Origin of the sequence: Curtobacterium sp. PhB142 (assembly GCF_004341255.1) — a bacterium.
Classification (GTDB): Bacteria; Actinomycetota; Actinomycetes; order Actinomycetales; family Microbacteriaceae; genus Curtobacterium.
In genome coordinates this window covers 166,388-183,473 of the sequence record NZ_SLUT01000003.1, presented here as the reverse complement: position 1 = coordinate 183,473, position 17,086 = coordinate 166,388, and the positions used below count along the sequence as shown (strand labels likewise).

General features: G+C 71.8%; 17 protein-coding genes and 1 tRNA gene. 16 read left to right on the top strand and 2 right to left on the bottom strand.

The window, feature by feature from the left end:
* The first annotated feature begins 28 nt into the window (after positions 1 to 28).
* Positions 29 to 187, top strand: coding sequence for a DUF4177 domain-containing protein (locus EDF31_RS07085; RefSeq protein ID WP_017888699.1), 159 nt, complete (start codon positions 29 to 31; stop codon positions 185 to 187).
* Positions 184 to 645, top strand: a complete 462-nt coding sequence (locus tag EDF31_RS07080; RefSeq protein WP_131845663.1) for a RidA family protein — start codon at positions 184 to 186, stop codon at positions 643 to 645. The genes EDF31_RS07085 and EDF31_RS07080 overlap by 4 nt, the downstream gene beginning before the upstream one ends.
* Before the next feature lie 79 nt (positions 646 to 724).
* Here EDF31_RS07080 and acs read toward each other — a convergent pair whose 3' ends face one another.
* Positions 725 to 2,677 carry an acetate--CoA ligase gene (gene acs, locus EDF31_RS07075; protein WP_131845662.1) on the bottom strand — a complete coding sequence of 651 codons (1,953 nt, stop codon included), beginning with the start codon at positions 2,675 to 2,677 and terminating at the stop codon, positions 725 to 727.
* A 681-nt stretch (positions 2,678 to 3,358) separates the two neighbouring features.
* Between acs and EDF31_RS07070 the strand changes: the two genes are divergently transcribed.
* From EDF31_RS07070 to EDF31_RS07015, 12 genes are all read left to right on the top strand, one after another.
* The gene (locus tag EDF31_RS07070) at positions 3,359 to 4,519 is read left to right on the top strand and encodes a TadA family conjugal transfer-associated ATPase (protein WP_347812751.1); all 1,161 of its coding nucleotides are present in this window, start codon (positions 3,359 to 3,361) and stop codon (positions 4,517 to 4,519) included.
* Positions 4,520 to 4,578: 59 nt separating this feature from the next.
* Entirely contained in the window at positions 4,579 to 5,379 is an 801-nt protein-coding gene (locus EDF31_RS07065) for a type II secretion system F family protein (RefSeq protein ID WP_165901357.1), read from the top strand.
* An 84-nt stretch (positions 5,380 to 5,463) separates the two neighbouring features.
* Positions 5,464 to 5,676 (top strand): DUF4244 domain-containing protein, encoded by a 213-nt coding sequence (locus EDF31_RS07060; RefSeq protein ID WP_123938659.1) that lies wholly within the window; start codon positions 5,464 to 5,466, stop codon positions 5,674 to 5,676.
* Entirely contained in the window at positions 5,660 to 6,022 is a 363-nt protein-coding gene (locus tag EDF31_RS07055) for a TadE family protein (RefSeq protein ID WP_123938660.1), read from the top strand. Before EDF31_RS07060 ends, EDF31_RS07055 begins: the two co-directional genes overlap by 17 nt.
* A gap of 16 nt (positions 6,023 to 6,038) precedes the next feature.
* On the top strand, positions 6,039 to 6,488 hold the full coding sequence (locus EDF31_RS20170) for a hypothetical protein (protein ID WP_207896142.1): 450 nt from the start codon (positions 6,039 to 6,041) through the stop codon (positions 6,486 to 6,488).
* Positions 6,464 to 9,271, top strand: coding sequence for a type I DNA topoisomerase (gene topA, locus EDF31_RS07045; protein WP_131845659.1), 2,808 nt, complete (start codon positions 6,464 to 6,466; stop codon positions 9,269 to 9,271). Before EDF31_RS20170 ends, topA begins: the two co-directional genes overlap by 25 nt.
* Positions 9,268 to 9,903, top strand: a complete 636-nt coding sequence (tmk, locus tag EDF31_RS07040; RefSeq protein ID WP_131845658.1) for a dTMP kinase — start codon at positions 9,268 to 9,270, stop codon at positions 9,901 to 9,903. The genes topA and tmk overlap by 4 nt, the downstream gene beginning before the upstream one ends.
* Positions 9,904 to 9,982: 79 nt before the next feature.
* Complete coding sequence (locus EDF31_RS07035; protein WP_123292158.1) at positions 9,983 to 11,125, top strand: DNA polymerase III subunit delta'; 1,143 nt, start codon at positions 9,983 to 9,985, stop codon at positions 11,123 to 11,125.
* A 48-nt stretch (positions 11,126 to 11,173) separates the two neighbouring features.
* Positions 11,174 to 11,818 (top strand): TetR family transcriptional regulator, encoded by a 645-nt coding sequence (locus EDF31_RS07030; protein ID WP_131845657.1) that lies wholly within the window; start codon positions 11,174 to 11,176, stop codon positions 11,816 to 11,818.
* A gap of 46 nt (positions 11,819 to 11,864) precedes the next feature.
* Positions 11,865 to 11,937: transfer RNA gene (locus EDF31_RS07025), tRNA-Thr, on the top strand.
* Between the two features lie 194 nt (positions 11,938 to 12,131).
* Positions 12,132 to 12,935 carry a glycoside hydrolase family 16 protein gene (locus EDF31_RS07020; RefSeq protein WP_131845656.1) on the top strand — a complete coding sequence of 268 codons (804 nt, stop codon included), beginning with the start codon at positions 12,132 to 12,134 and terminating at the stop codon, positions 12,933 to 12,935.
* Between the two features lie 101 nt (positions 12,936 to 13,036).
* On the top strand, positions 13,037 to 13,477 hold the full coding sequence (locus EDF31_RS07015) for a BLUF domain-containing protein (RefSeq protein WP_123938665.1): 441 nt from the start codon (positions 13,037 to 13,039) through the stop codon (positions 13,475 to 13,477).
* Positions 13,478 to 13,480: 3 nt separating this feature from the next.
* Here EDF31_RS07015 and EDF31_RS07010 read toward each other — a convergent pair whose 3' ends face one another.
* On the bottom strand, positions 13,481 to 14,377 hold the full coding sequence (locus EDF31_RS07010; protein ID WP_131845655.1) for an HAD family acid phosphatase: 897 nt from the start codon (positions 14,375 to 14,377) through the stop codon (positions 13,481 to 13,483).
* A 129-nt stretch (positions 14,378 to 14,506) separates the two neighbouring features.
* Here EDF31_RS07010 and EDF31_RS07005 point away from each other — a divergent pair, with 129 nt between their 5' ends.
* Together EDF31_RS07005 and dacB are read left to right on the top strand one after the other, a co-directional pair.
* A complete protein-coding gene (locus EDF31_RS07005) occupies positions 14,507 to 15,502 on the top strand; it encodes a Gfo/Idh/MocA family oxidoreductase (RefSeq protein ID WP_131845654.1) in 996 nt (331 codons plus the stop codon).
* Positions 15,503 to 15,575: 73 nt separating this feature from the next.
* Positions 15,576 to 17,084, top strand: coding sequence for a D-alanyl-D-alanine carboxypeptidase/D-alanyl-D-alanine-endopeptidase (dacB, locus tag EDF31_RS07000; RefSeq protein WP_243649917.1), 1,509 nt, complete (start codon positions 15,576 to 15,578; stop codon positions 17,082 to 17,084).
* The last annotated feature ends 2 nt before the right edge of the window (positions 17,085 to 17,086 follow it).

Sequence of the window (17,086 nt, the reverse complement as noted above, 5' to 3'; positions counted from 1 at the left end):
CACGACTGAAAGGCTGGCAAGGAACCGCATGACTCGCTGGGAGTACTTCACCACGCCCCTGATGATCCACAACACCACCGCCATCCTCAACAACTACGGGGACGAGGGCTGGGAGCTGGTCCAGATCGTCACCGGCCCCGAGGGTGGGCTCGTCGCGTACCTCAAGCGCCCGAAGGCCGACGCATGAGCGTCGCGGACCGCCTGACCGAGCTGGGGCTGACGCTCCCGCCGGTCGCGGCACCCGTCGCCGCCTACGTCCCTGCGGTCGTCACCGGCCAGTACGTCTACACGGCCGGCCAGCTGCCGTTCGTCGACGGCGCACTGCCCGTCACCGGCAAGGTCGGGGCGTCGGTCGATGCCGAGACCGCCACCGCGCAGGCCCGCGTGGCCGCGCTCAACGCCCTGGCCGCCGTCGAGTCGGTCGCCGGGTCGCTCGACCGCGTCGCCCGGGTCGTCAAGGTCACCGTGTTCGTCGCGTCGGAGCCGTTCTTCACGGGCCAGCCCGGGGTCGCGAACGGCGCCTCCACCCTGGTCGGCGAGGTCTTCGGCGACGCCGGCGTCCACGCGCGCAGCGCGGTGGGTGTGGCGGTGCTCCCGCTGGACGCTCCTGTGGAGGTCGAGCTGGTGGTGGAACTGACGTCCTGACGGACCGTCAGCAGTGAAGCGAACGCAGGTGGGGCCTCCCGTCCGACATGGACTGGAGGCCCCACCTGCGTGACACGGACTACATGAGTTCCGCGATGGTCGCCATGATCGTCGGGTCGGCCAGCGTCGTCGTGTCGCCGATCCGGCGGCCCTCGGCCGCGTCGCGGAGCAGACGCCGCATGATCTTGCCGGAGCGCGTCTTCGGCAGTTCGGGGACGATGACCACCTGGCGAGGCTTCGCGATCGCGCCGATGCGCTTGCCCACCCAGTTGCGGAGTTCGGTCGATGCCGATTCGCGGTCGACGTCGGCGGCGGCCTCGGCGGTGAGGATGACGTAGGCGACGACCGCCTGTCCGGTGGTCTCGTCGGCGGCTCCGACGACGGCGGCCTCGGCGACGCCCTCGTGCCCGACCAGGGCGGACTCGATCTCGGCCGTCGACAGGCGGTGCCCGGAGACGTTCATGACGTCGTCGACGCGGCCCTGGATCCAGATGTCGCCCTGACCGTCGAGCCGCGCTCCGTCGCCTGCGAAGTAGCGGCCCGGGAACCGCGACCAGTAGGTCTCGACGAAGCGGTCCGGGTCGCCCCAGATGCCGCGCGCCATCGATGGCCACGGCTCCGTGACCGTGAGGTAGCCGCTCTCGCCGGGGTCGGCGCGGTTGCCGTCGTCGTCGACGATCTCGGCGACGATGCCGGGCAGCGGCGTCTGCGCGGCGCCGGGCTTGAGCTTCGTCACACCGGGCAGCGCGGAGATCATGATCGCGCCGGTCTCGGTCTGCCACCACGTGTCGACGATGGGCGTGCGGTCGTGGCCGATGACCTGGCGGTACCAGTTCCACGCCTCGGGGTTGATCGGTTCGCCGACGCTGCCGAGCAGGCGCAGGGTCTCGAGACTGCGGGCCTCGGGGATCTCGCGGCCGGCCTTCATCGCCGCACGGACCGCCGTCGGCGCGGTGTACAGGACGGTGACGCCGTAGGAGTCGACGATGTCCCACCAGCGGCCGGGCTTCGGCTCGTCGGGCGTGCCCTCGTAGAGCACCTGCGTGACGCCGTTCGCCAGCGGGCCGTAGACGACGTACGAGTGCCCGGTGATCCAGCCGATGTCGGCGGTGCACCAGTAGACGTCCTTCTCTGGGTGCATGTCGAACACGTTCTTGTGCGTGTACGCGGCCTGGGTCAGGTACCCGCCGGAGGTGTGCACGATGCCCTTCGGCTTCCCGGTCGTGCCCGAGGTGTACAGGATGAACAGCGGAGTCTCGGCGGGGAACGCCTCGGGCGTGTGCTCCGGGGCGGCCTTCGCGACCTCGTCGTGCCACCACAGGTCGCGGTCGTTCCAGGCGATCTCGTTGCCGCCGCGCTTGACGACCAGGACGTGCTCGACGCTGTCGGTGCCCTCGCCCTCGAGCGCCTCGTCGACCGCGGGCTTGAGCGCTGACACCGCGCCACGGCGCCAGCCGCCGTCCGCCGTGACGACGAGCTTCGCGCCGGCGTCCTCGATGCGGGCGCGGAGACTCTCGGCGCTGAACCCGCCGAAGACCACGGAGTGCACGGCGCCGATGCGGGCGACGGCGAGCATCGTCACGACGGCCTCGGGGATGAGCGGTAGGTAGACGACGACGCGGTCGCCCTGCCCGACGCCGAGGTCGGTGAGCATGTTCGCGGCGCGCTGCACGTCGGCGGTGAGTTCGGCGTAGGTGATGCGGCGGGTGTCGCCGGGTGCGCCCTCGAAGTGGATCGCCACCCGGTCGCCGTTGCCCGCGCGGACGTGCCGGTCGAGGCAGTTCTCGGCCACGTTGAACGTGCCGTCAGCGAACCACTTCGCGAACGGGGCGCCGGACCAGTCGAGGGTCTGCGTGAACGGCGTGCGCCAGTCGAGCAGGCTGCGGGACTGCTCGGCCCAGAAGGCCTCGCGGTCGGCGGCGGCGGCCTCGTGCAGGTCTTCGTGCGCGACGGCGTCGGCGACGAACTCGGGTGTCGGCGGGAAGGTGGCGCCGTCGTCCTCGCGGTGGTCGGTCTGGGTCGGAGTGGACATCGATGTCCTTTCGCGTCGTTGCGTCCTCAGGGTGCGCCACGGAGACTACCCCTCGGCCCGTGCGCTGCGCGGTTGCGTGACGAGCGGCGGGCCCGGGTGCGGGGGAGCCGGGCCGCGGCGGCGGCGGGCCCGGGTCTGGGGGCGCGGGGCCGCGGCGGCGGGCGCAGGTTTGGGGCAGCGGGGCCGCGACGGCGCACGCCGGTGTGTCCTGGTCGCGGCGGCACGCCCGGCGGTCGTGTCGGGGGTTGCCCCGAGGGGCGGATCGTGGGGTACAGTAGTTCCTGCTGGACTCGGTTCCGGCGGCATCGAATCGGATTCCCCCCAATCCTTCGATGTCCAGGCGGCACCAGTTCCCCCCAACCGGTGCCGCCTCTTCTTTTGTCCGGGGTCCGGCTCGAGCGATCAGCGCTCGCCGGCCGCCGGTGATCGGCGGCGATCCGCACGGGCACGCCGGTCGAGTGGACAGACCGGTACATGCTCACGCATGGAACGTTCGACGGGCTCGTAGCAATTGCTACTCCGTCCCGGCGCCCGTGATCGGCGGGACCTGCTCGTGTGGTCTGTCGTCGCGCTGCGTCGGGCGCTCCTCGCCGAGTGGGGTACGGCATTCCGTTTCGGGGGACAAATCGGTCCGTTGGTGCCATCGGCGCTTACCTCTCCACAGGCTGGTTGTGGCACCGGATGCCGAAAACGGCTCTCCTCCTACGCTCTGGCGTCATGCACCGTCACCGTGCCACGCCGTTCCTGCCCGGGTCCGGGCCTGTTCCGCCCAGGGCCGGACCGTTTCTGCCCGGGGCCGGGTCCGTTGTGCCCGGGGCCGGGCCTGTCCCGCCCGGGGCCGGGCCTGTTCCGCCCGGGGTCGGGCCTTTCCCACCCGGGGCTGCCGCTGCCGCTCTTCGGCGCAAACCGCACGGTGTCGTCGAGTTCGAGGAACTCGCCGGTCTCGTGACGGACGCCGGGGTCACCGATGTCCTGGTCGTCGGCGGCGTCGGCACCTGGACCGACCGTGGCGGCGGACTCGAAGCCGCCGCGCCGCGCCTGAGCGAGGCGCGCACCCGGGAGCTCGCCACGCGGCTGGTGGCGCTCGGCGGACGCCACGTCGACGAGACCACTCCGTGCGCCGACGTCCGGCACGGCGACGGGATCCGGGTGCACGTCGTGCTCGCCCCGGTCTCGGTCGGTGGCACGGCGATCTCGATCCGGCTCCCACACCCCGCCCGGCCGACCCTCGCAGCACTCGACCGCGCCGGCACCTTCGAGCACGTGCCGCGCTCGGTCGTCGAGGCCGCCGTGCACCAGCGCCGCAACGTCCTGGTCACCGGTGCCACGGGCAGCGGCAAGACCACCCTGCTCGCCGCGATGCTCGGCGCCGTCCCGGCCGACGAGCGGATCGTCACGGTCGAGGACGTCGCCGAGCTGCGCATCGCCCACCCGCACGTGGTCGCACTCGAGGCGCGGCAGGCGAACGCCGAGGGCGTCGGCGCGCTCGGCCTCGACCGGCTCGTGCGTGAGGCCCTGCGGATGCGCCCGGACCGGATCGTCGTGGGGGAGTGCCGGGGCGCCGAGGTCCGCGAGCTCATGTCCGCGCTGAACACGGGCCACGACGGGGGCGCCGGCACCGTGCACGCGAACGGTGTCGCGGACGTCGCCGCTCGGCTCGAGGCGCTCGGCGCCCTCGCTGGGCTCGGCGTCGAGGCGCTCGCCCGACAAGCGGTCAGCGCGTTCGACCTGGTGCTCCACGTCGAGCGTCGGGCAGGCGGACGACGGCTCGCTGCGGTGGGCGCGTTCCACGTCGGGGCGGACGGGAGGCTCGGGGTGCGCCCGGTGGACGGGGCACCGTGAGCAGGGGGTCGCTCCTGGGACGTCGGGTCCGGCGTCCCGCGCCGTTCGACCCGGCGCGCGTGGCCGGCACCCTTGACCGCGTCGCGACGCTCGTCGCCGCCGGGGTCCCGCCGCCGCGGGCCTGGGAGCTCGTCGGCAGGCTCCCCGCAGGGACCGCTCCCGCGTCCGCGGACATCGCCGTCGTCCTGCGGGTCGCGGACCGGACCGGCGCCCCCGTCGCGGAGACGCTCGGGGCACTCGCCGGAGCGCTCCGCCGATCGGCCGCGTCGGACCGGGCGATCCGGGTCGCCCTCGCCGGCCCGCGCACCAGTGCCCGCGTCGTCCTGGCGCTGCCGCTGTTCGGCTTCGGACTCGGGGCCGCGTGGGGGTCCGGAGCCGTGCAGGTCCTCACGGGCTCGCCGCTCGGCTGGGTCTGCTCGGTGCTCGCCGCCGTGCTCGTCCTGTCCGGGCGCGCTTGGACCGCGCGGCTCGTCCGGTCGGCGACGCCGGACGGACGCGTGCCCGGGGTCGTCCTCGACGCCTGGGCGGTGGCCGTCTCGGGCGGTGGTTCGTGGATCGCCGCCGGCGAGGCGGTCCGTCGTGCTGCCGACGGGATCGTCCCGCCGGCTGCCGACGTGATCCGCCTGCGCGAGGTCCTCGACCTGGCCGTGCGAGCGGGCGTGCCCGCGGCGGGACTGCTGCGCCGCGCCGCGGAGGACGTCCGTGACGACGCTGCTGCCGCCGGCCTCGCCGCGGCCGAGCGCCTGGCCGTCCGACTGGTGCTGCCGCTCGGTGTCTGCGTCCTGCCCGCGTTCGTGCTCGTCGGGGTGGTCCCCGTCGTGGTCGGCGTCCTCTCCTCCACCGTCGTCGGTGCGCGATGACCTCTCCACAGATGCCGCTCGAGGCCCCGATCGTGCGGTGGCCACGCGCCACGCTGGGATCACCGCAACAGAAGGGACGAACCCATGAGCACCACCCCGAACCGAATCCATCGCACCAGCCGCGTCGTCGACCGGCTCCGCGCCGTCGCGCAGGACGACCAGGGGTCCGCGACCGCCGAGTACGCGGTCGTCATCCTCGCCGCCGTGGCGTTCGCCGGCGTGCTCGTCGCCGTCATGCGCTCGGGCGAGGTGCAGACCATCCTCACCGAGCTCGTCCGCGGTGCCCTCTCGCTGTGACCAGGCGCGGCGCCCCGACCGGGACTCCGACCGGGGCTCGGTCACGGTCGAGTTCGCGGTCGTGCTGCCCGCCGTCGCACTCGTCCTCACCCTGCTCGTCGCGGCCGTGCTGGTCGTCGACGGACAAGGACGCCTGCAGTCGGCCGCCGCGGCGGCTGCGCGGGGCGTCGGGCGCGGGGACGACGCCGTCGGACTCGCCGCCGCCGAGCGGATCGCGCCGGGATCCTCCGTCACGATCCGGCGCACCGACGACCTGGTGTGCGTCGACGCCACGCGCGGCGGCACCGGTCCGTTCTCGGCGCTGCCGCTCCGGGCGACGGCGTGTGCTGCGGCCGGGGGACGCTGACCCCGAGCGCGGTTCGGTGACCGTGCTCGTCGCCGCCGTCCTCGGCGTCGGGGTGCTCGTCGCGTCGTCAGCGCTCGCCGCCGCCGGACACCGCACGCAAGCGGTCCGGGCCGGGGATGCCGCCGACGCCGCCGCGACCTCGGCCGCTGCGGCCTCCGTCGGACTCCTGACCGGCTCGCCGTGCGACGTCGCCGAGCAGGTCGCACGGGCGAACGGCTCGGCCCTCGTGGCCTGCGACCTCGCCGCCGCGACGGCCCGGGTGCGGGTGGTCGTCGGCTCCGGACCGTTCGCCGTCGGCGCGTCCGCGGTCGCCGGTCCGGCGGACGACCACCCCGACCACGGTGTGTATGGTGTGCCTGTCGGCCACCGGTCACCGATGTCCCGGGCGACCCGGACACGTTCGTGTCCAGGGCCGACCAGCACCACGGATCAAGGAGACACGTGCCAGGCACGAAGAAGCTCGTGATCGTCGAGAGCCCTGCGAAGGCGAAGACGATCGCGCAATACCTCGGTGACGGATACGAAGTCCAGGCCTCGGTCGGACACATCCGCGACCTCGTCGAGCCCAAGAACCTGCCGGCCGAGCTCAAGAAGGGCTCCCTCGGCAAGTTCTCGGTGGACGTCGACAACGGCTTCGAGCCGTACTACGTCGTGTCCGACGCCAAGAAGAAGACGGTCGCCGAGCTCAAGCGTGCGCTCAAGGATGCCGACGAGCTCTACCTCGCAACAGATGAAGACCGCGAGGGTGAAGCGATCGCCTGGCACCTGCTCCAGGTCCTCAAGCCGAAGGTCCCCGTCAAGCGGATGGTCTTCCACGAGATCACGAAGGAAGCGATCCAGCGGGCGCAGGAGGCCACCCGTGAGCTCGACACCGCCCTCGTCGACGCGCAGGAGACCCGCCGCATCCTCGATCGCCTCTACGGGTACGAGGTCTCGCCGGTCCTGTGGCGCAAGGTCGCTCCCGGCCTCTCCGCCGGTCGTGTGCAGTCCGCCGCCACCCGGCTCGTGGTCGACCGCGAACGCGAGCGGCTCGCCTTCGTCTCGGCCAACTACTGGGACCTCTCCGCTCGGTTCGAGAAGACGGGGGAGTCCTCCTTCTCGGCGCGACTCGCCCGGATCCAGGGCACCCGCGTCGCCTCGGGGCGCGACTTCGACGACCGCGGTGCGCTCAGCGGTGACGTCGTGCGTCTCGACGAGGCCGCAGCCGCCTCGCTGACCACCGTGCTCGAGCGCGCCGGGGACGCCACCGTCCGCAGCGTCGACTCGAAGCCGTACACCCGCCGTCCGGCGGCACCGTTCACCACGTCGACCCTGCAGCAGGAGGCAGCGCGCAAGCTGCGCCTGTCGCCGCGGCAGACGGCGCGTGCAGCACAGACGCTGTACGAGAACGGGTACATCACCTACATCCGTACCGACTCGGTCTCGCTCTCGAAGCAGGCGATCGACGCGGCCCGCAAGCAGGCGGCCGACCTGTACGGCGCCGCGACCGTGCCGGACAAGCCCCGTCTGTACGCGAGCAAGAGCAAGAACGCGCAAGAGGCGCACGAGGCGATCCGTCCCTCGGGCGACTCCTTCCGCACCCCGCAGGAACTCCAGGGCACGCTCACCGGTGTCGAGTGGCGGCTGTACGACCTCATCTGGAAGCGCACCGTCGCTTCCCAGATGGCGGACGCCAAGGGGTCGACCGCATCGATCGTGCTCGGCATCTCGTCGACCGAGTCGGTCGAGGGCATCACGTCGACCGCGAGCGGCACGGACGCCGAGTTCACCGCGTCCGGCACCGTCATCACCTTCCGCGGGTTCCTCAGCGCCTACGAAGAAGGTCGCGACGAGGACCGCCACGAGTCGAGCGAACGTGCCGGTCAGGACGTCGCACTGCCCGACGTCAAGCAGGGCGAGCACCTCGAGGTGCACGACGTGCTGGCGAAGGGGCACGACACCACGCCGCCGCCGCGCTTCACCGAGGCCAGCCTCATCAAGACGCTGGAAGAGCTCGGGATCGGGCGTCCGTCGACCTACCCGACGATCAGCCCGACGATCATCGACCGCGGCTACGTGTCCCTGCGCGGCACCCAGCTCGTGCCGAACTGGATCGCGTTCAGCGTGGTCCGGTTGCTCGAGGAGTACTTCGGCGAACTGGTGGAGTACGACTTCACCGCCGAGATGGAAGAGGACCTCGACCGGATCGCCCGCGGCGACGCGGACCGGGTCGACTGGCTCAAGGGCTTCTACTTCGGTGGTGGCGACGACGACCAGCGCGGCCTGCGGACCGTCATCGACAACCTCGGCGAGATCGACGCGCGTGAGATCAACTCGGTCGAGCTCGCACCGGGCCTCACCCTGCGGATCGGTCGCTACGGCCCCTACATCGAGGTGCCGAGCGACGACCCGGAGAAGCCGCGTCGCGTCAACGTCCCCGAGGACCTGGCACCCGACGAGCTGACCGTCGAGAAGGCCAAGGAACTCGTCGACGCCCCCGTCATCGGCGACCGCGTCGTGGGCATCAACCCGGACACGGGCAAGGAGGTCCTGGCGAAGGACGGCCGCTTCGGCCCCTACGTCACGGAGCGCACCCCGGAGCCCGAGCCCACCGTCGACCCGACGACCGGCGAGGTCGTCGACGCCGCGGCCGCCGCCCCGGAGCCCGCAGCAGCCGAGGCCCCCGCCGAGACGACGACCGGCAAGAAGGCCCCGGCGAAGAAGGCCCCCGCGAAGAAGACGACGAAGAAGGCCGCGGCGCCCAAGGAAAGGACCGCCTCGCTCTTCAAATCGATGGACCCGGCGACCGTCGACCTCGAGACCGCACTGAAGCTCCTCGACCTGCCCCGCGTCGTCGGACAGGACCCGGAGACCGGCAACGACATCACCGCGCAGAACGGTCGCTACGGCCCGTACCTGAAGAAGGGGACGGACACCCGAACGCTCCCGGGCGAGGACGCGATCTTCGACATCGACCTCCCCGGTGCGCTCGAGATCTTCTCGCAGCCGAAGTACGGCGGGAACCGTGCCGCGAGTTCCGCGCTGAAGGAGTTCGAGGCGGACCCCGTGTCCGGCAAGCCGATCAAGATGAAGGACGGCCGCTTCGGCCCCTACGTCACCGACGGCGAGACGAACGCGACGATCCCGAAGGGCGAGGACGTCGAGGCCGTCGACCACGCCCGTGCGGTCCAACTCATCGCGGACAAGCGCGCCAAGGGCCCGGTCAAGAAGAAGACGCCGGCCCGACGGGCGCCGGCGAAGAAGAAGTGACCGGACGGTTCATCACGCTCGAGGGCGGCGACGGCGCGGGCAAGACGACCCAGGCCGAGCTGCTCTCGGCGTGGCTCGTCGAGCACGGCCGCACCGTCCTGCGCACCCGCGAGCCCGGCGGCACCGACCTGGGCCTCCGGATCCGCGAGATCGTGCTGCACGAGCGCGGGCACGTGTCGCCCCGGGCCGAGGCGCTGTTGTACGCGGCAGACCGCGCGCACCACGTCGAGACGGTGGTCCGTCCCGCGATCGCCCGCGACGAGGTCGTGCTGCAGGACCGGTACATCGACTCGTCGGTCGCCTACCAGGGCGTCGCGCGCGGCCTCGGCGCCGAACACATCCGCTCGGTGTCGGAGTGGGCGGCGGACGGCCTGGCGCCGGACCTGACGATTTTGCTCGACCTCGACGTGACGGTCGGACGCGCCCGGGTCGCCGCGGCCCGTGGCGACACGTTCGACCGCCTGGAGTCCGAGGCCGAGGCGTTCCACGAGTCGGTGCGTCGGGCCTTCCTGGACATGGCGGCGGCCGAGCCCGACCGCTTCCTGGTGGTCGACGCCGGCGGATCCACCGAGGACGTGCAGCGTGCCATCCGTGCCGCGGTCGCCCCGCTCGTCGCGATCGACCCGGCATGACCGTGGTCGCCCGCAAGGTGGTGGTCGCCCGCATGACGGTGGTCGCCCGCATGACGGTGGTCGCTGACAGGATGGTCCCGTGAGCGTGTGGGACGGCCTGACCGGTCAGGAAGAAGCAGTCGCCTCCCTCCGGAACGCCGCGGAGTCGACCGACGGCACCGGCGGCATGACGCACTCGTGGTTGATCACGGGGCCGCCCGGGTCCGGCCGGTCGAACGTGGCGACGGCGTTCGCCGCGGCCCTCGTGGGCAACGGTCCCGACGACGACCACACCCTGCAGCAGATCACCGCGAAGACCCACCCCGACGTGTCGGTGCTCACGACGCAGCGCGTGATCATCACGATCGACGAGATCCGGCAGCTCGTGACCTCGTCGTACTACTCGCCCTCGGTCGGGCGGTACCGCATCGTCATCATCGAGGACGCCGACCGCATGACGGAACGCACCTCGAACCTGCTGCTCAAGGCGCTCGAAGAACCTCCGGAGCGCACCGTCTGGATCCTCTGCGCCCCGAGTGAAGCCGACCTGCTGCCCACCATCCGGTCGCGCGTCCGCTCCGTACGCCTCCGGGTCCCCGGCATCGAGTCCGTCGCCGACCTGCTCGTCGCCCGCACCGGCATCGACCGCGCCCTCGCGATGGACGCAGCACGGCAGGCACAGAGCCACATCGGCATGGCGCAGCGCCTGGCGACGAGCGAGGACGCCCGCGATCGTCGCCGCCGCACCCTGACGACCGTGCTCGGCGTCCGGAGCGTCGGCGACGCCGTGATGGCCGCCGCCGACCTGCTCGCCGTTGCCGACGAAGACGCCAAGGCGATCACGCAGCAGCGCGACTCCGAAGAACGCGACGCCGCACTGCGATCGCTCGGCATCGAACCCGGCGGGACGATCCCGCCGGCCCTCCGCTCGCAGCTCCGGCTGCTCGAGGACGACCAGAAGCGCCGTGCGACCCGCAGCCTGCGCGACGGTCTCGACCGCATCCTGGTCGACGTGTCCTCGCTGTACCGCGACCTGCTCCTGCTCGGTCTCGGTGCCCCGGCGGAACCCGTCAACCTGGCGATGCGCGACCACCTCGACCAGGCGCTGCAGTCGGTCACGCCGGCCGCGGCGCTCGAGGTGCTCGACGCGATCGCCCTCGCCCGGCAGCGGATCGCCGCGAACGTGGCGGCGTTGCTCGCGCTCGAGGCGCTGCTCGTCACGATCGCCCGCGTCCGGCACTGACCGCGACGGACTCTCCCCGCGACGAGTGGGGCATGGGACAATCACGGCATGCCCGACGCTGAACCCGGCCTGCGCGAACGGAAACGCCGCGCCACCCGCCGCGCCATCCAGGCGGCCGCGCTCCGCATCGCGATCGAGGACGGCCTCGGTGCGGTCACCGTGGACGAGATCTCGCGTCGAGCCGACGTCTCACCGCGCACGTTCTTCAACTACTTCCCGAGCAAGGAACAGGCGATCCTCGGGGACGACCCGGAGCTGCCCGACGACGCCGCGCTGCAGGAGTTCGTCGACGGGGGTCCGGACGGCGACCTGCTGTCGGACCTCGGTGCACTGCTCGTCCACTCGACGCAGGAGCTCATCGAGGAACGCGGACTCATCGAGGAACGGCAGCAGGTGCTCCGGGCGAACCCCGAACTCTTCAGCCGTCGCATGGAGTCGATGAAGGAGTTCCAGGCCGAGATCCAGGCGGCGGTCGCCCGGCGGCTCGAACGCGAGGATGCCGAGCTCGCCGCGGACCCCGATGCGCTCCGTCGTCGGGCGCGCCTGGCGTCGATCGTGGCGCTCGGTGCGCTCGGTGCGCTCCGGCACGCGTGGTGGGAGTGGTCCGGTTCCGAGGCCGGTTCGCACCTGGTCGACGAGCTCCGCAGGTCCTTCGCAGAGCTCGGCGTGCTCGTTTCGCGTTCACTCGTCTGAACCTGTATAGTCATTGATCGTGCCGCTCCGGGTTCGGAGCGAGCGCGCCGCCTTAGCTCAGTCGGTAGAGCGATTCACTCGTAATGAATAGGTCGTCGGTTCGATTCCGACAGGCGGCTCAGAACACATCCCCGGTCACGGATCTGCAACAGGTCCTGACCGGGGATTTCTGCGTCTGCGGGAAACCGCACCCCTTGGCTCCGGACCAGACAGCGGAGGAGGCCGCGGGTTAGCCTCGTCAGGACGCGGGGATCCCCGCGACCGACCACCTGCACCGCCCCGTACCCCTCGGCGGACGACCGACGGAGGTACCGTGTTCAAGCGTGCGACGACCGTCATCCTGGTGGCTGCTGCGGCTGCTGCGCTGGCCATCACGGCCGCCGCGGTACCGGAGTCGCGGGCGACGTCATCGGCGGCCCCGGCCGGCGGATCGAGCAGCAGCGCGAGCCCGACCCCGCACCCGACCACGGTGGCCACCGATCCGACCATCGGGCGCACGCCGACCTTCTCGGTGGACTTCGACACGCCGGCTGCGGCGAACGGCCCGTTCGCGGCGACGTACGCGCAGTCGTGGCAGCCGTACCCGGACGGCACCGGCGGCAAGTACTACTCGAGCAAGATGGTCAGCGCGCACGACGGCTACATGGACATCGCCCTCGACGGCGAGCACGGTTCGGCCGGAACGTTCGGCACGCCCGAGGACGCCTGGTCGCACGTCGGCGGGTCGTTCAGCGTCCGCGCCCGTGCCACCGGCGGCGACAAGAACGGCGCAGCGATCATGCTCTGGCCGACGTCGAACGACTGGGCGGACGGCGAACTCAACTACCCCGAGGGCAACTTCGACGGCTCGCCGCGGGTGTTCCACCACTCGATGCTGCCCGGGGACGAGAAGGCGTCGGACAACTACAACACCCGGGTGTCCTGGCGGGACTGGCACACCTACACGACGGAGTGGATCCCCGGGCGGGCGATCCACTACTACCTCGACGGCAAGCTCGTCTTCACGGTCGCGCGGAACGTCCCGACCACCCCGCACCGCTACATGGTGCAGGTCGGCGACTGGGGCAAGGCCGGCCACCTGCAGATCGACTGGGTCCGCACCTACGACGCGCAGTGACGCCGGGCCGCGCCGGCCCGCTCCCCGTTCTGGGGCTGCGCCAGACCCCCGTCGTGCGGGACGATCGAACCGAAGCCGTGTTCTCCGTTCGGAAGGTCGTCATGCTCCTGTCACTCGTCTACATGAGCGCCGCCGACGAACCCTTCGACCAGCCCCGCCTCGACGCGCTCCTCGAACACGCCAGGGCCCGGAACGCCGCATCGGGCCTGTCCGGCCTGCTCGTGTACAAGGACGGCCGCTTCATGCAGCTGCTCGAGGGGCCTGAGGCCGCGGTCCTCGAGACGTACCAGCGCATCACCGAGGACCCCCGGCACACCGACGTCGGGCTGCTCGTCGAGGAGCGGATCCACACGCCGCGGTTCGGCGAGTGGACGATGGCGTTCGACCGCGACCACGAGACCGCGCTCCCCGACGGCTTCGACACGTTCCTGTCCGACGGTGACCGGAGTGCGGACACCAGCAAGGCGCGAGCGTTGCTGCGCTGGTTCCGCACCCACCCGATGGCCGCGCCTGACGCCGCACTCGGCAAGCACCGGCGCTGAGGGTCAGGGCAGGTAGTACGTCGGGTTCGGCAGCTTGACGCTGCGGTCCGCCGAGCCCCCGAGCAGGTCGCTGTACTGGTCGCCGAAGTTCGCGACCACGTCGTAGCGGCCGCCCGATCGTGACTCGATGTGCGCCCGGGTCTGCGACTTGTACTCGACGGTGGTGCACTTCGCCGTGGCGCAGGTGATGTACGACGGCTGCTGCGACGCCCCGACCCCGGTCCACTTCGTGTAGTACGTCTCGGTGCCGCGCTTCGTGGCCGAGAACTGCGGGTAGCCGACGCGCTGCAGGTTGTCGATGGTGGCAGTCTCCTGATCGGCGTTCCGGCCGGTCAGCCCGATGATCGTGCAGCCGGAACGCTGTGCGATCGACACGAGCGAGGTCATCGACGGGGTCGCGGGGAACCGTTCGTCCTGCACCCACTCGTCCTGCCGTGCGGGGTCGAAGACGAAGTGCATGTCCGCGACCTCCATGTCGTAGGTCCAGAGCGTGGTGTCGTCGGCGTCGAGCACGATCGCGGGGTTGCGGTGCAGCTTGCGGCCGACGGCGCACTGGGCGGCGACGACGGGGGCCTGCCGCCGGACGAGGGACCGCATCTCGCGGATGTACGGGGAGTCGGTGCGGTTCGCGAGTCCGGTGCCGGGGTCGCCGTAGTAGGTGGCGATGGTCTTCTTGACGGAGTCGATGTTCGGGATGCCCTCGCCGCCCTGGGTTGCACCGGACGTGCCGTCGGCAGCCATCGTGAAGTGCGTCCGCGGGGTCAGGCCGACGTCGGCGGAGTGCCCCGGTCCGTGTCCTGGGTCGCCCCACCCGTGTGCGCTGGCCGGACCGCCGACGAGGGTGGACGTGAGGACGATCGCGGCGCTGGTGGCGACGACGGAGAGGACGGAACGGCGCATGGAGGACCTGCACACCTTCGACTCGGGGATGAGTGACCCCCGGATGGGGGATCTCGCAGCACGTTAGCTGGCAATCACCCGTGGAGTCCATACCAAAGTGCTGCGGCCAGCCCTGGTAGACATGGCCGCATGACGGTTCGCTGGGGAGTCATCGGTACGGGCGGCATCGCCCGGTCCTTCGTGGGCGATTGCGTCGCCGCGGGCATCGAGTTCACGGCGGTCGGCAGCCGCACCCGCGACGGCGCCGAGGCGTTCGCGGCGGAGTTCGGCATCCCACGGGCGCACGGTTCCTACGAGGACCTCGTCGCCGACGACACGGTCGACGCCGTGTACGTCGCGACCCCGCACGTCCGGCACGCCGAGGACGCCCTGCTCGCGATCCGCGCCGGCAAGCACGTCCTCGTCGAGAAGGCCTTCACGATGACGGCGGCCGAAGCGCGGACCGTGGTCGATGCTGCCCGTCGGGCGGGCGTCGCGGTGACCGAGGCGATGTGGACCCGGTTCCTGCCGCAGATGGCGATGATCCGCGAGGTCCTGGCCGAGGGGCGCATCGGCCGGCCGGTGCTCGTCGAGGCGACGCACCACCAGGCCCTGCCCACCGACCCGTCGCACCGGCTACGCGATCCCGCCCTCGGCGGTGGAGCCCTGCTGGACCTGGGCGTGTACCCGGTGTCCTTCGCCGTCGACGTGCTGGGCGTGCCCACCTCGCTCGTCGCGGCCGGCACGCTGAGCGCGCAGGGAGTCGACACGCAGATGGGCATCGTCCTGACGCACGACGGCGGTGCGCAGTCGGTGATCCACTTCGGGATGGACGTGCGCAGCCCGAACACGGCCTCGGTCATCGGCGAAGCGGGGCGCATCGACGTCGACTCGACCTGGTACACCCCGACGACGTGGCGGATCCGGGACCGCGACGGCGTCGTGGTCGAGGAGTTCGACGCGCGCGAGGAGCTCGCCGGCTACGGCCACGAGGCGCGCGCGTTCGAGGCGATGGTCACGTCCGGCGTGCACGAGGGCGGTCCGATGGACGCCGAACAGTCGGTCGCGATCATGGCCGTCATGGACGAGGCCCGCCGCCAGGTCGGCGTGCGCTACCCCGCGGACGACGCCTCCACAGCGCCCTGATCCGGGTCGCGTCGTCCACATCGGGACGATCCGGCCTGGAGGCTCCTGCCGCAGTTCCGTAGGATCGGTCGCGATGTCCGAGCAGCAGCCCACCCCGCCTTCCGTGCCGGAGCGTGTCCGCGCCGCCGTCGCAGCCGCGCGCGCCTCCGCCGTGCGCCGCCCGGTGCCCTGGATCGCCGGTGGGCTCGCGGCCCTGCTCGTGATCGGTTCGGGCGGGGCCGTCGCGGTCGCCGCGGCGATGACACCGGACACGGGCACGACGGCCGCGCCGGCGACCACGTCGCGAGCGACCTCGACGCCGAGCCGGTCGACCGCCACCACGAAGCGACCGACGAGCACGCCGACACCCACCCCGAACGCCCGCGCCGTGCCGAAGGACCCGGCCGGCCCCTCCGCCCTGCGCACTTGCTCGATCGCCGGCGCGGCGTCGGCGAGTGGTCTCGGCGCGTTCGAGGGGTACGTCATGGACGCGAAGACCGGCGAGGTCCTGTTCTCGAAAGACGGCGACAAGGCCGCCCAGACCGGCAGCGTCATGAAGACCCTGACGACGGCGACGGCGCTCGCGGTGCTCGGCGGCGACCACCGCATCCCGACCACGGTCACGCAGGAGTCCGGCGGGACCATCGCGCTGGTCGGGCACGGCGACGCCACCCTGTCCGCCGGCAACGGCACGGTCTACCCGGGGGCCCCGACGCTCGCGCAGCTCGCCCAACAGGTCAAGGCGAAGGTCGGCGACACCCCCGTCACCACGATCGTCACCGACGACACGTACTGGAGCGACGCCGACGCGTGGGACCCCACGTGGCCGGTGTCCGAGCGCACCATCGGGTACCAGCCGAAGGTGACGGCGCTCATGGTCGACGGTGACCGGGCGAACCCGGCCGCGGCGACCTCGCCCCGGTCCGAGGACCCGGTCGGCCGTGCGGGCACCGCGTTCCGGACGGCACTGGCGAACGCCGGGGTCGCCGGGGCGGGGTCGGCACAGATCGTCAAGCGCGCCACGACCAGCACGGACACCATCGCGACGGTGTCGTCGCAGCCGGTGTCGACACTGATCGGGCAGATGATCCCGAACTCGGACAACACCCTCGCCGAGATGCTCGCCCGGGTGTCGTCGAAGGAGTCCGGCTCGAACGGCTCGGCGGCGTCGCTGACCTCGGTGTACCAGTCGGCGCTCGGTTCCTACGGCGTCGACCCGGCCGGCATCGTCATCAAGGACGGCTCGGGCGAGAGCGCCGCCAACGCGGTGTCGCCGAACTTCGTCGCCCACCTCATGGTGCAGGTCGCCGCCGGAGCGAAGGGCCTCGGTACCCTCGCGAACGCCTTGCCCGTTTCGGGGCAGTCCGGCACGCTGGCCAGCCGCTTCACCGGTGCGAACGCCGTCGCCCGCGGCAAGGTGCACGCGAAGACCGGGTGGATCGACAGCGCGAACACCCTCGGTGGGTACATCGACGCCGCGGACGGATCGCGCCTGACCTTCGCGTTCTACGCCATCGGGTCCTCGCGTGCGGCCGCGCTGCCGGCGCTCGACGCGGTGACCGCGGCGGCCTACTCGTGCGGGAGCAAGCTCACCGACTCCTGAGT

Coding starts and splice junctions, on each gene's coding strand:
- EDF31_RS07005 (WP_131845654.1), top strand. CDS start 14,507: ATGACGGTTCGCTGGGGAGTCATCGGTACGGGCGGCATCGCCCGGTCC.
- EDF31_RS07030 (WP_131845657.1), top strand. CDS start 11,174: ATGCCCGACGCTGAACCCGGCCTGCGCGAACGGAAACGCCGCGCCACC.
- dacB (WP_243649917.1), top strand. CDS start 15,576: ATGTCCGAGCAGCAGCCCACCCCGCCTTCCGTGCCGGAGCGTGTCCGC.
- EDF31_RS07080 (WP_131845663.1), top strand. CDS start 184: ATGAGCGTCGCGGACCGCCTGACCGAGCTGGGGCTGACGCTCCCGCCG.
- EDF31_RS07070 (WP_347812751.1), top strand. CDS start 3,359: ATGCCGAAAACGGCTCTCCTCCTACGCTCTGGCGTCATGCACCGTCAC.
- acs (WP_131845662.1), bottom strand. CDS start 2,677: ATGTCCACTCCGACCCAGACCGACCACCGCGAGGACGACGGCGCCACC.
- EDF31_RS07060 (WP_123938659.1), top strand. CDS start 5,464: ATGAGCACCACCCCGAACCGAATCCATCGCACCAGCCGCGTCGTCGAC.
- EDF31_RS07085 (WP_017888699.1), top strand. CDS start 29: ATGACTCGCTGGGAGTACTTCACCACGCCCCTGATGATCCACAACACC.
- EDF31_RS07015 (WP_123938665.1), top strand. CDS start 13,037: ATGCTCCTGTCACTCGTCTACATGAGCGCCGCCGACGAACCCTTCGAC.
- EDF31_RS07010 (WP_131845655.1), bottom strand. CDS start 14,377: ATGCGCCGTTCCGTCCTCTCCGTCGTCGCCACCAGCGCCGCGATCGTC.